Here is a 12,514-nt window from a genome sequence, read left to right as displayed (position 1 = left end):
GATCGCAGTGAGCCTAGACACTCTTGTTCAACAACCCCCCCTTCCCTCTGAGTCTGGTTCTGTATCATCTAGCCCTTTTGATGCCGATAATTTTAATGCTGTTGTCATGTCCACCTATGGGCGATTTCCCCTCGCTTTAGAACGAGGTGCTGGGTGTCGCGTCTGGGATACCCAGGGGCGAGAATATCTCGACTTTGTAGCCGGAATTGCCACTTGTACCTTAGGACACGCTCACCCGGCAATGGTGGAGGCGGTAACCCGCCAAATTCAAAAACTACACCATGTTTCTAATTTGTACTACATTCCAGAGCAGGGAGAACTGGCTAAGTGGATAGTTGAACATTCCTGCGCCGATCGCGTATTTTTCTGCAACTCTGGGGCGGAAGCTAACGAAGCTGCAATTAAGCTTGCGCGTAAATACGCACATACAGTATTACAAATAGAACGTCCAATTATCTTAACTGCTCACTCTAGTTTTCACGGCAGAACTCTAGCAACGATTACTGCCACTGGACAGCCAAAGTATCAAAAGAACTTCGATCCCCTGGTACCAGGATTCTACCACGTACCTTATAACGACGTAGCGGCAGTCGAAGCAGCTATTGGCGAATTGGATGAAGGTGATTACCAAGTAGCAGCAATTTTGTTAGAACCATTGCAAGGAGAAGGTGGTGTTCGTCCGGGAGATGTAACTTATTTCCAAAAGCTCCGGCAAATTTGTGATGAAACAGGCGTGCTGCTTATTTTCGATGAAGTGCAAGTTGGCATGGGGCGCAGTAGCAAGTTATGGGGTTACGAACATCTTGGCGTTGAGCCGGATATTTTCACTAGTGCCAAAGGCTTAGGCGGCGGTATCCCGATCGGAGCCATGATGGCGAAAAAGTTCTGCGATGTGTTTCAGCCCGGAGAGCATGCCAGTACCTTTGGTGGCAATCCCTTTGCCTGTGCAGTTGCTTTCGCTGTCTGCCAGACTTTAGAAAAGGAAAATATTTTAGAGAATGTTCAACAAAGGGGTGAACAACTACGAGCCGGGTTAGGAGCGATCGCAGCCAAATATCCCCATCATCTTAATGAAGTGCGTGGTTGGGGTTTAATCAACGGACTAGAGTTAAACGCAGATGTTGATTTAACAGCTGCTGAGGTTGTCAAAGTTGCTATTGATGAGGGTTTATTGCTCGTACCAGCAGGCCCCAAAGTTGTCCGATTTGTGCCACCATTGATTGTGACAGACAAAGAAGTAGATACGGCATTGCAACTTGTTGACAAAGCAATGGCGACTGTTACGGCATAGTTACATCAAACTATCAAAAACAGACACGGCAATGCTGTGTCTGTTAAATTTGTAACTAAGTCAACAGACACAATTAAAAGTAAAATGCTTACGCCCAGAAGTTAGATAGGGCAAGCTTTTCACCTTCTGCCCTCTGACTTGAAAGTCACCTCACCCCCTGCCCCTCTCCTTAGCAAGGAGAGGGGTGTCCGACAGGACGGGGCGAGGTTTTTCATGCAAGGCTTGTGAAACTTGTTTCATTGGGACTGCCCTCTGCCTCCAGCATAGCTGCCTTTTACTTATAAACCCAGCTGCTTTCGCAAAGCCTGACGCATCACATCGACAGGTACAGTTTCCCTTTGCAACCAAATTTTTAACGCTGCTGCACCTTGCTGAACGAGCATTTCCAGCCCATCAATCGCGATCGCACCCACTTGTTGTGCTTGTTGGAGAAATTTAGTTGGGTTAGGGGTATAAATCAAATCGTAGGCGATCGCTTTTGATGGCAAGTCTGCCATTTCCTCCACACTTAAAGGTGACTCTTCTACCTTGGGATACATACCAATAGGGGTTGTATTTACTAGTAAATTTGCTTGCGGAATTATGTTTGGCAATTCATCCCAGCGATGAACTTCGAGATTCATTGCCAAGAGCGAATTTCCCCAACTATTACGGAATTCTTTCAAACGCTGCACGTTGCGCCCAACAACATGAATTTCCCTACAACCCAACTGAGTACAACCTGCCACCACAGCCCTTGCCGCGCCACCATTACCTAAAATGACTGCTACTTTTTGACTCCAGTCTTGATGATATGTTTGCAAGGGAGCGAGAAATCCTTCTACATCAGTATTTGTACCCACCCATTTATGCTCTTTGCGAACAACTGTATTTACCGCTCCCACAGCTTTGGCAATTGGTTCTATCGCTGATAAAAAAGCCAATATCGCCTGTTTATGAGGAATTGTCACACTAAAGCCCACAACACCAATGGCAGCAAAGCCTTGAATTGCTGCTTGTAGCTCCTCTGGTTTGATTGGAAAGGGAAGATAGACGTAATCTAATTGCAACTCTTGTATTGCTGCATTATGCATCGCTGGCGATAGCGAATGCTCGACTGGATGCCCAATCACTCCTAATAATTTTGTTTTTCCTGTAATCAATTGTTGCATTTCCTTAAGAATTTCAATTCCCTAAATACCAAGGAAACCAAGAGATGAGAAATTGGTTTTTGGCAATATTTGTAGGCTATAGGTTATCAGCCTACCAGCTGAGAATGTCAGATTACAATAATTAAAAGTTACTTAACATTTCTTTGAAATCATGCAGGCAACGACAGCCTCTTCAACCCCAATTCCTGGTCAATATTGGCAGTGGCGAGGACATAATATCTATTACGTTAAAGCAGGAGAACCCCAGCCCCAACGTCCACCCTTACTGTTAGTGCATGGGTTCGGTGCTTCTTGTGACCACTGGCGCAAGAATATAATTGGACTTTGTAACGAATTTGAAGTTTGGGCTATAGACCTTTTGGGATTTGGACGTTCTGCTAAACCTAAATTAGAGTACAGTGGCAACTTGTGGCGTGATCAACTCTATGACTTTATTACGGAAATCATTGGTCGAAAAACAGTGCTAGCAGGAAATTCCCTTGGTGGCTATGCTAGTCTGTGTGTTGCAGCTCAACGTCCTGATGCAGTAGCAGGTTTAGTTTTACTTAATAGTGCAGGGCCATTTAGCGAAAACCAGCCTTCAGCTGAACCAGAAGCGTTACAAGCTCAGATTGAACCGCCCCAACAACCAGATCCATTGCAGAAACTACTGGGTGACATTGTGAAGTGGATTTTTCAACAGCCTTTGTCTCAGTTCATTTTATTTCAATATGTGCGACAAAAGAAGGTTATTCGCCAAACTCTAAACAAAGTCTACCTCGATAAAAGCGCAATTACAGACCAATTAATAGAAGAAATTTATCGCCCCGCTTGCGATCCAGGTGCTTTTGATGTCTTTTCTTCAGTCTTTAAGACTCCTCAAGGGGAAAAAGTTGATTTTTTATTGAAGCAATTAACTTGTCCGCTATTGTTGTTGTGGGGAGAAGCGGATCCTTGGATGAATGCTAGAGAACGTTCTCAGAAGTTCCGGCAATACTATCCTGAACTCAGGGAACATTTTTTACGAGCAGGGCATTGTCCTCACGACGAAGTACCAGAACAGGTAAACCCTTTGTTACGGGAGTGGGTTTTGTCTATTCCTAGCTAATGGCTAATAGCTAATGGCTAATCTTACAATTAACTATTAGCTATTAGCTATTAACAACAAAAACTTTATTGCAAAAACAATGATTTGATTTGTTGCTGAATTTCATCGCTAATTATCTCTGTACCAATGCCGGGTTTATCAAGATTAACCTTGATAAAATTTGTCTCATCTTTATCAGTAAATTTTTTGTCGTTATCAGAATCCTTGAGAATTTTGATAAAAATGGCGTCAACGCTTGGCACAACAGTCCAATTCATGACTTGAGTATTATTTGGGGTAATTTGTTGAACATTTTTACCTGATAAGTCAGATAGATATGCAATTCTAGCATCTTGATAGTCTAGTTTTTTATCTCCGTTGATATCACTATCAATGATTTGATAGAACCAAAATCTAAAGGGGTTTTTCTCTTGTTTGTGTGGCAATAATTCAAATGCAGTGACAATTGCTTTTTTATTTAATAACAGGTGAGTTTTAGAGTCTTTTTTAGAATAAAATATTATATTAATATATTGATTTATTCCTGAATTAGAACGTGACGAATCATAATAACTTTCTTTATCTACGTCTCTATCAGCTAAACTAACAGGAATCAGTATATGGTCTAACTGTTCTTTAATAACTAAATCGCCATAGGTAAGATTTGGTTGTGGCTTTTGCTGGGCAGCTGCCTGTGTCTGTTTTAATTGTCTAATAATACTTTTCTGACAAGATAAAGAAAGTATAGATACAATAGCAAATGAGGCTATTTTCAAGCAAAAAATATAATTTATCATTCAGTTTTTCCAGCAGGATATGTTTTGTCCTATTGTATTTACTGCTGGTTAATTGTCTAGTGCTTTACTAAGTTCTGGCAGGTGATAGGTGACAAAAAGTCTTTTGATGTCTAAGTTTTATCCTCTGTTAATTTCCTAACCACTTTGGCTGTTGCTATAAGTAGAACAATCATATTAAACAAATGTAATGCCTAAATGCAAATACCTGGTCAGAGGTGACCAGGTTCTGCAAACTCGTTAGTGATCAAGTTGATGTAATTACGTACTTAGTAAAAAGTAAACAACTAGGGTGGACATTAGTAACAGCAAACTAAGCATTTTCTCGTTTTTCCGCTTTGGGATTTGGCTTCCCCTTATGCATGGGGATATCTGCCACTTTAGTGATGATTATGCTATTAGTTTGCTTGGGCTATGACGGGAGACACCATGTCATCTGCCCTCATCAGTTTGGTTGTGCTTTGTTTGGTGTCCTGCTTATAAAGTTACCATCTAGAAAATAAGCTGTAAGCCTCTTTTAACCGAATTTTACGAGTCTTTAAACTTCTCAATAAATTAGTCGTATCTGTTAACGTGTTTTTGTGTTGTTAGTAGTTAGTAGATAGAAACTTTTGCTCTAGTTCTCTTAATTCTCGTTACCAGGTTGAACCTAGTAACGAGGGTTTGTGGGCTGCCAACTCTAGGTTATTGGTATGAATTATTTAGTTTGTACGGGCGGGTTAAAAGAGATCTGCCCAAAGATAATCAACAAAACCCGCCCCACTATCTCTTTACCTAATTCCACATTACCGAGCCGTCGTCTAAATAGTCGGTAACCATACGTCCAATGGCATTAATTTCTTACAGTTCAGTTTCTGAAAGCTTAATATCGGCAGCTTGTGCATTTTCTTTCGCTTGTTCAGGATAATGTGCGCCTGCGATCGCACATCAGATAAAGCTTCAGCCACAATTTGCTCAGAATGCCCTTCAGCATAGACTTCAGCTGTATCTATAAGTAATACCAGCGCCTTATCTTTGTTAACTGCTTTACTCGTCTGTCTCAAGGTGAGTGTAAAGTTAAACTTTTATGTGATTGTGTATACAGAATTAGTTGTTATTTGTCGATATGTTTATAAGTCCACTATCTTGCCTTAAAAGCAAAGTAAGGCTCTGTGTTCTGATGTAGGCAGATTTTTGGCTCATCTGTATCTCTAAAGCTATTTATTTGGGAACACCAAGACTGAACTCCAATTCAATTAAATCCAGTGGAAAAGCTCGTTATACTAACCTTAAAGCACTATGTTTACAAGCATTAAAGACTTTTTCACTTCCCTATGTCTCAGGGTACAGAATTTGAACTAACAAAGTTATAACAGGTTGCTTTCTTCAGTATAAGTGCGGGTGTGTATTTTTTAAATCCAAATATCCTTAGCGATATAATTCATGACAAATCCTGAAATCATTACTGTAGATAGTTGTATGACTTATAGCCATTGATCTCAAATAAAATTAGAGTTAGAGTAAATACTTATGAAATTGACTACAAATTTTTACGCCCTCAAGGAATGGGCTGTTGCCGTCACTGCATTAGAAAATGGCCAAACAATTATGCTACTTCGTAAAGGTGGCATCCACGAACAAAATGGACGTTTCCAAGTTGCCCATAATCAAGTTTTGCTCTATCCAACTTATGAGCATCAACAGCCTTTTTTGCTCAAACCTGAGTACGCCGAGCTTGTATATCCAGTCACACCAGGTTGGCATCCAGAAACAGTTCGTATTAGCAGTTGGGCAAAAATTAGCGATATTCTCCCCGTTGCTGACGAAAATATTGTTAATGCTTTACTCCCTTTCCACATTTGGAACGAATACTTTATTAGCGATCGCCTAAAATGGAAACCACGTCAGCCATTGTATGTTCTACTGCTGCGTACTTATAAATTACCTCAAGTTCAAGAAATTTCTTATCGTAGCGAATACGGTGGCTGTAAGTCATGGATTGATTTAGCAGAACAAATTGATTTACAAGGCTCAGAACCAGTTTTCTCTGACTTTACTTACTCTCGGTTAGTTGCAGAAATTCGTGAAATTGTCGGCGACAAGTTTCATGCCCCATGCATTTAAAAATTAGGTAGTCGTTACAAATTAAGATTCACAACTAAGCATGAAAAAGGTTTCTTTTCTCTACATTCTTTTTCAAGCTAAACTTTCATTCACGGCACTTTCACATTGGGGTGGGTAACGCCCACCTTACAAAACCACACAACGAGGGAATAAAAATCTCTTTTCTCTAGCCCATAATATCTAGCCTCTATTTTCATGGAAGTACTCAGAAGTCATAATCTCCATGAAAATATCAAGAAAGTCTCTCTCTATGGGGATTATGAGCTTTGGATTCTGAATTATGTTCAAACGAAAATTATTAGCAAAAAATCGTATTTATCGATACATACATATTTCTTAACAAGACATAACATGAAATGACAGTAATTACTATTTATAGCTACTGCTCTTTATGGAGGCTCACTAACGTTTACTCATACTCAAGAAAGAAGTATTTGATTTTACGCAGCCATAGAATTAAGCAACAAATTATTCCACTGGGTGATGTTAGACTTGACAAAAGTCTGTCATTATGCATTTAAAGATAAAAGTAAAGGAGTTTGCCATGCATCGAAGAATGTGCTGGTTGTCTGCATCTGGTGAAGAAGGAGATAAAATTTTGCATTTGCAGACTGCGCCTCATCAACCCTGGCGTCCTTACACTGCTTTTCCCCAATATTCAGTACCAGATTATAAAATTCCTGGCGGTTCTAGAGGTTGGGCAACTTACCAAAAGTTGTTGAAAGCAGGTTGGACTTTAGTGCCTACTGCATTAGCAAACGAGTTCTCAACATCAGTTGCTCCAGTGGAATTATGATCTATTTTTGAGTGTTTAGTAGCTATAAGTTAGTAGTTATGAGTTAGTAGATGTGAGTTTTACAGTAGCTGCCAGGTAGGATATTAAAATAATTTCGTAAATTTCGTACTTGTTCCTTGTTCTTTGCCATACAAGATATTCTACCTTTTGACTTTACAGATATTACTTTTAAAACCGCTCGTACATCAATTAGTAGGGGCGGACTTATTTTTTAGATATATTTTGTTATGGCAGACAAATGGCTTCTAATAGCCTCTAGGAGAACCTTCACCACGAGGATCGGCTGCTCCTTCTAGAGTTTGTTGGGGTGTAACTACAATGGCGTTAATATTACCCCAAGGGCTTGTCTGTTGTTGAATTTTGTGTCCCCGACGTTGTAATTCTGCTAAAGTCAGAGCATCCAAAGTAAATGGTTCTACTCGTAACTCATCGGGGAGCCACTGATGATGGATGCGGGGAACAGAAATAGCCGTGCCAGCGTCCATGTTGTATGCAAGTATGTGGAGGATGACTTGCAGTACCTGGGTAATAATAGTTGAACCACCAGGCGCACCTAAGATCATGCGAAGCTGATTATTTTCTGTAACTATTGTTGGAGTCATGCTAGATAAAGGTGTTTTACGCGGCGCGATCGCATTTGCTTCATTACCCACTAAACCAAAAGCATTCGGAACACCTGGTGCAGCAACAAAATCATCCATCTCGTTGTTAAGTAAAATTCCTGTTCCTGGTGTGACGACGCCAGATCCAAATCCCAAGTTAACAGTAAAGGTCAAGCTGACGGCATTGCGTTGCTCATCGATAATATTAAGATGACTGGTTTGTGTAGACTCACGGGGAGGCGGGGACATAAGGACACGAGGATAAGGAGTTGAGGCAGGTGAGGGAGGTGAGGAAGTAATAAGAGTAAATTCTTCCCCATTTTCCCTATCTCCCTTATCTGTTCTTCTCTCCGTCTTCTTCATAGTGGCTGGCTTGACTTCACTGGCAGGTTTAGCCCTATTCATATCTATTTCTGCACGCCGGAGTTTGGCATAAGCTGGGCTAGTTAATTGTTGTACGGGAACTTTGACGAAATCTGGATCGCCCAAAAGTTGTGAGCGATCGGCATAGGCTACTTTCATCGCTTCTACCATCAGGTGGATGGCGTCGGGGTGATGCCAACCCCAAGACTTTAAATCGCTGTCACCAATAATATTTAACATCTGCAATAAATGAACGCCTCCCGATGAAGGAGGTGGCATTGAGCAAACTTTAGCTTGACGAAAATTTCCACATATGGGGATACGCCAGATTGGTTTGTATAACTTTAAGTCTTGCAGAGTAATTAAACCACCGTTTTTTGCCATATCACTAGCAATGGCGCGAGCAATATTTCCGGTGTAGAAACTGCGGGGATGGCGGGATATTTCTGTGAAAGTTCGTGCCAAGTCTCGCTGTACTAGTTTTTCACCTGGCTGATAAAATTCGCCATCACGAGTAAAGATAGCTCGTGCTGCGCGGTTGGTGAGAATTGCTTGCTTGCGATTTTCATATCCTGGGATAGAACGCCAAGTTACGTCAGAACTGAGAATAAAACCATTCTTTGCTAGAGCGATCGCTGGTTTTACTAACTCTGCCCAAGGTAATCTACCATAGCGGCGGTGAACTTCATATAATCCTGCTACTGTTCCTGGTGTTGCTACTGCTAAATAACCGTTGATAGTTGCATTCAGACGCACCTTGCCTTGAGCATCCAAATACATATTTCTGGTTGCTTTGATGGGAGCGCGTTCGCGGAAATCTAAGGCTTTGATTTCGCCCGTTTTAGCATCACGCAAAAGTAAAAAGCCGCCACCACCTATTCCTGCTGAGAAAGGTTCTACAACGGAAATCGCAAAAGTTGTAGCCACTGCGGCATCAACTGCATTCCCACCCTTGCGTAATATTTGCAATCCGACATCACTAGCTAGAGGATGTGCCGAAACTACCATCGCCTTTTTTGTGCGCAAAGGCAAAACAACAGTGGCAGATACAAGTTTTTGACTGCCAAACAGCAATACCCAAAAGCAAAGGTAAGATACAAAGACTAACAACCGCGTGTAACGGTAAAAAATACGCATTTGTATCAAATACAAGTTTTATGTAAGTATCACATGTTTTATCACGGCAAGAAAGCGTTCCATATCTGTATGGGCGATCGCTCCCATTGTGGAGACTCGGAAAATAGATTTGGCTAATTCTCCCTGCCCTGCATAAATCACAAAGCCTTGTGCTTTCAGTTCGTCGTGAAATTTCTCATAGCTTAAACCTTCTGGTAAGTAATAGGCATTGAGGACGACAGACGAACCTTCGGGAGGAAGTAAGGGTTTAATTCCCATTGCTACTAATCCATTTCTTACCAAGCTAGCGAGTTCGTGATAATAATTATGTCTAGCACGCCAACCACCTATTTCTTCGAGTTCACTTAAAGCTTCTGCTAAAGCATAAAATGCTTGAACCGATTGAGTAAAGGGAGTGCCACCTTGATCTTGTTCGCGGCAATAGGTTGCCAAATCTAAATATAAAGTACGTGGTGCAGTGTCTGCTGAAAGTAGTGCCTCTCGCTGCACGATCACAAACGATGTTCCAGGAATACTGTGCAGACATTTGTTAGCGGTGGCAGCACAAGCCGTGATTCCCCAACTTGCAAAATTTAGTTCTTCGCCGCCAAAACTGCTCACTGTATCTACTAAAAGTTGGATATTACGTTCCTGGCAAATAGGAGCAAGTTCAGCTAAATTATTCAAACGCCCTGTGGTAGTTTCGTGGTGGACGACAGCAAGGTGAGTAATGTCGTTATTGTCATCTAATAGTTTGACCAAATCTTGGAGATTAATTTCAGTACCCCAAGAGTGGTTGAGTGTTAGGTAATCAATGCCGTGAATCTTGGCAATTTTCGATAATCTTTCGCCATATACACCGTTTTCAATCACCAGTAGCTTCCCGTTCCTTGGTACTAAACTTGCAATCATTGCTTCCATTGCTGCCGTACCAGAACCAGTGAGCAGAACTGCTGCAAAGCGATCGCTTTCTAGCTCGTACACTTTGAGTAATTTTTCTCGAATTGTAGTTTGTAGCTCTGTAAATTCAACTTCACGGTGACATAAATCAGGACGTAACAAAGCATTTCTCGTGCGATCGCTAAGATTGACGGGGCCGGGATTAAGTAAAATCATGACTAGAGATTGGGGATTGGGTATTGGGGATTGGAGTAGGGTTTTGGACTCGAAATTTCAAATTTCACTAAAACTTCCTATCTTCTTTTCCTTCTGCCTTCTCCTGAAAACCAATATGAGACATAAAACGTTGCAACACAGCTTCCGGAGATAGGTTAGGGCGTGGCAGATTTGCCAACGTTCCCGCCCGGATTTTCAAATGAGCGAATTTGGAACTAGAGTTATTATCTGCTGCAAACAAGGTATCTAGTAGTAAGGGGTCGTCTCCTGCTAAGGTTGTACTATAACCGCAGGCTTGAGCAATTTTGGCAAAATCAATACTAGCAGAAACTGTTGCTTGAGCACCTGTAGAATCATGGGCTTCATTATCTAAGAGTATGTGGAGTAAATTAGAACCGCCATAGGTACCAATGGTAGCAAAATTACCCATTCGCATCAAAGCAGCACCATCTCCGTCAATCACCACTACCTTTAGTTCCGGATGCACTAACGAAAGCCCTAAACCCAACGAGGAAGCGCAACCCATCGAACCTACCATGTAAAGATGATTGCTGCGATCGCAACAAGCAAAAAGTTCTCGTCCCGTATATCCAGTGGTTGCAATTAATACTGTATTTTGTTGTCGAGTGAGTTTAACAATCTTCTCTAGTGCTTGATAGCGGGAGATGCGTTGCTCTTGGTTGGCTGTAAGAAAACTTTTCTGCGTCGAACCGAGATTCTTTCCTTCATTGATGGGAGAACGAGTGGGAATAGAAGCACGTTTCAGAGCGTGGGGAGCCACAGTTGCCTTACGCATAATCAAGGCGTAAGGACGACATTCTTGGCTCATGTATGCGTTAGCGCGTTGTAAGACAGGTTCTATTTCTGCGGCTTCTGTAGGAAAGAATTCCCAAGGAACTGCTATTGTTTCCAGCAATTTATCTGTAATTTGTCCCATGAGTTCGTGTTGGGGTTCATCTTTGAGTTGAGGATCTCCCCGCAGCGTACAAATTAACAGTAATGGAATTCGGAATGTATAAGCAAGAGAAGTCAACGGGTTAACAGCATTGCCCAAACCAGAGTTTTGCATCATCACTACGGCTTTTTTACCACCAATTGTTGCTCCTGCCGCAGTTGCTAATGCATCTCCTTCGTTAGCTGAAGAGATATAAGTAAGTTGAGTGTCGTTAATAACGTAGTTGATAAAAGGGGTGAGAAAGGAACAGGGTACGCCTGCGTAAAATTCAAAGCCAAGCCTACGGGCAGCTTCTACAAATTGCTCTGCCTGAATCATTATCTATAACAACTCCCGATCAAATCCAACCTTGAAGGCTGGTATTTCTCAAAAAATCTTATCTCTGTTTTTGACTTTAACGAGCAACAGATCCAGGTGACTACCAAAGACAATCAACTTTTATGAGTGCGATCGCTTAATTTCTCAACAATGCTCGAAACCCTGCCTGATGAAAATGGATATCAACCAATTTCTAGCAAAATTGCCTGAGTAGTTACTAAACGAGTTCTGTTTGCTTCAAGCTAATCGGGTAGTTCAACAGCCCATAGATGATTTTGATCGGTAATCGAAGACAGAGCGATCGCAAAAGAAGTATCTAAAAAAACTTTAGTCATTGTCAGATGAAACTTCTCTATACAAATACCGATCAACTTTCTCTGACACTCTGGCTCTCCCTGTAACTGCAAAAATTTAGCAGTTTGAAGAAATGATTTGGGTTTTTGTTCGTTTGGTAAGATACTTTCAACGACAATTCACACCCTCGTACCTACAGCTAAGTTTGAGGGTGTTTCCAGTTGAAGGGCTGTGCCGTCAAATATGGCTTCGATCTCTTGAAGCATGATTTTTTTGGGTTGGGAACTGTGCTCAGTATAGCCTGACCATTACTATGGAGCTTGCAGGTAGTAGCTGGTGCGATCGCACTGTTGACAGCAGCAGTGATTTATTCTAGAAACAAAAAGGAACAAAATTATGCGAGCCTACAAGTTGAATGCTACTAATGATTCTATGGTTGAGGTTCGCGTCAAAGTTAAACTGACAAATGCCATAGACGAAGCGCTTGTGAGTCGAGGAATGCTCAATCCCAAATTGTAGGAATCAGCGACTTGTACCCAATCCAGAGCA

Annotated in this window: 10 protein-coding genes and 1 pseudogene; 5 read left to right on the top strand and 6 right to left on the bottom strand. The window is 41.5% G+C overall.

What is annotated here, in order from left to right; genetic code table 11:
• The first annotated feature begins 7 nt into the window (after positions 1-7).
• Positions 8-1,291 (top strand): aspartate aminotransferase family protein, encoded by a 1,284-nt coding sequence (locus tag QUB80_RS23795; protein ID WP_289791957.1) that lies wholly within the window; start codon positions 8-10, stop codon positions 1,289-1,291.
• 278 nt (positions 1,292-1,569) lie between these two features.
• Here the strand turns inward: QUB80_RS23795 and QUB80_RS23790 are convergent, their stop codons facing one another.
• Positions 1,570-2,442 carry a shikimate dehydrogenase gene (locus tag QUB80_RS23790; protein WP_289791956.1) on the bottom strand — a complete coding sequence of 291 codons (873 nt, stop codon included), beginning with the start codon at positions 2,440-2,442 and terminating at the stop codon, positions 1,570-1,572.
• Between the two features lie 151 nt (positions 2,443-2,593).
• On the opposite strand from QUB80_RS23790, the gene QUB80_RS23785 reads away from it, so the two are divergent.
• Positions 2,594-3,529, top strand: a complete 936-nt coding sequence (locus QUB80_RS23785) for an alpha/beta fold hydrolase (RefSeq protein WP_289791955.1) — start codon at positions 2,594-2,596, stop codon at positions 3,527-3,529.
• Positions 3,530-3,594: 65 nt separating this feature from the next.
• Here QUB80_RS23785 and QUB80_RS23780 read toward each other — a convergent pair whose 3' ends face one another.
• Positions 3,595-4,305, bottom strand: a complete 711-nt coding sequence (locus QUB80_RS23780) for a hypothetical protein (protein ID WP_289791954.1) — start codon at positions 4,303-4,305, stop codon at positions 3,595-3,597.
• 911 nt (positions 4,306-5,216) lie between these two features.
• Positions 5,217-5,300 (bottom strand): annotated as a pseudogene (locus QUB80_RS35300) (aldo/keto reductase); the annotation flags it as partial.
• A gap of 511 nt (positions 5,301-5,811) precedes the next feature.
• Between QUB80_RS35300 and QUB80_RS23770 the strand changes: the two are divergent.
• Both QUB80_RS23770 and QUB80_RS23765 read left to right on the top strand, forming a co-directional pair.
• Positions 5,812-6,405 carry a DUF1802 family protein gene (locus tag QUB80_RS23770; protein ID WP_289791952.1) on the top strand — a complete coding sequence of 198 codons (594 nt, stop codon included), beginning with the start codon at positions 5,812-5,814 and terminating at the stop codon, positions 6,403-6,405.
• Positions 6,406-6,949: 544 nt separating this feature from the next.
• Positions 6,950-7,201, top strand: a complete 252-nt coding sequence (locus QUB80_RS23765; protein ID WP_289791951.1) for a hypothetical protein — start codon at positions 6,950-6,952, stop codon at positions 7,199-7,201.
• Positions 7,202-7,446: 245 nt separating this feature from the next.
• Here the strand turns inward: QUB80_RS23765 and ggt are convergent, their stop codons facing one another.
• From ggt to aepY, 3 genes are all read right to left on the bottom strand, one after another.
• Positions 7,447-9,303 carry a gamma-glutamyltransferase gene (gene ggt / locus QUB80_RS23760; RefSeq protein ID WP_289791950.1) on the bottom strand — a complete coding sequence of 619 codons (1,857 nt, stop codon included), beginning with the start codon at positions 9,301-9,303 and terminating at the stop codon, positions 7,447-7,449.
• Between the two features lie 18 nt (positions 9,304-9,321).
• Complete coding sequence (locus QUB80_RS23755) at positions 9,322-10,398, bottom strand: 2-aminoethylphosphonate aminotransferase (protein ID WP_289791949.1); 1,077 nt, start codon at positions 10,396-10,398, stop codon at positions 9,322-9,324.
• A gap of 67 nt (positions 10,399-10,465) precedes the next feature.
• Complete coding sequence (aepY, locus tag QUB80_RS23750) at positions 10,466-11,671, bottom strand: phosphonopyruvate decarboxylase (RefSeq protein ID WP_289791948.1); 1,206 nt, start codon at positions 11,669-11,671, stop codon at positions 10,466-10,468.
• Positions 11,672-12,361: 690 nt separating this feature from the next.
• On the opposite strand from aepY, the gene QUB80_RS23745 reads away from it, so the two are divergent.
• Positions 12,362-12,484, top strand: coding sequence for a hypothetical protein (locus tag QUB80_RS23745; RefSeq protein WP_289791947.1), 123 nt, complete (start codon positions 12,362-12,364; stop codon positions 12,482-12,484).
• Positions 12,485-12,514 lie beyond the last annotated feature (30 nt).

It is taken from the genome of Chlorogloeopsis sp. ULAP01, assembly GCF_030381805.1.
Classification (GTDB): Bacteria; Cyanobacteriota; Cyanobacteriia; order Cyanobacteriales; family Nostocaceae; genus Chlorogloeopsis.
Note: the sequence above shows the minus strand (reverse complement) of the source record. Positions and strands in the feature narration are given on the sequence as shown.

Coding starts and splice junctions, on each gene's coding strand:
- QUB80_RS23790 (WP_289791956.1), bottom strand. CDS start 2,442: ATGCAACAATTGATTACAGGAAAAACAAAATTATTAGGAGTGATTGGG.
- QUB80_RS23785 (WP_289791955.1), top strand. CDS start 2,594: ATGCAGGCAACGACAGCCTCTTCAACCCCAATTCCTGGTCAATATTGG.
- QUB80_RS23780 (WP_289791954.1), bottom strand. CDS start 4,305: ATGATAAATTATATTTTTTGCTTGAAAATAGCCTCATTTGCTATTGTA.
- QUB80_RS23770 (WP_289791952.1), top strand. CDS start 5,812: ATGAAATTGACTACAAATTTTTACGCCCTCAAGGAATGGGCTGTTGCC.
- QUB80_RS23765 (WP_289791951.1), top strand. CDS start 6,950: ATGCATCGAAGAATGTGCTGGTTGTCTGCATCTGGTGAAGAAGGAGAT.
- ggt (WP_289791950.1), bottom strand. CDS start 9,303: ATGCGTATTTTTTACCGTTACACGCGGTTGTTAGTCTTTGTATCTTAC.
- QUB80_RS23755 (WP_289791949.1), bottom strand. CDS start 10,398: ATGATTTTACTTAATCCCGGCCCCGTCAATCTTAGCGATCGCACGAGA.
- aepY (WP_289791948.1), bottom strand. CDS start 11,671: ATGATTCAGGCAGAGCAATTTGTAGAAGCTGCCCGTAGGCTTGGCTTT.
- QUB80_RS23745 (WP_289791947.1), top strand. CDS start 12,362: ATGCGAGCCTACAAGTTGAATGCTACTAATGATTCTATGGTTGAGGTT.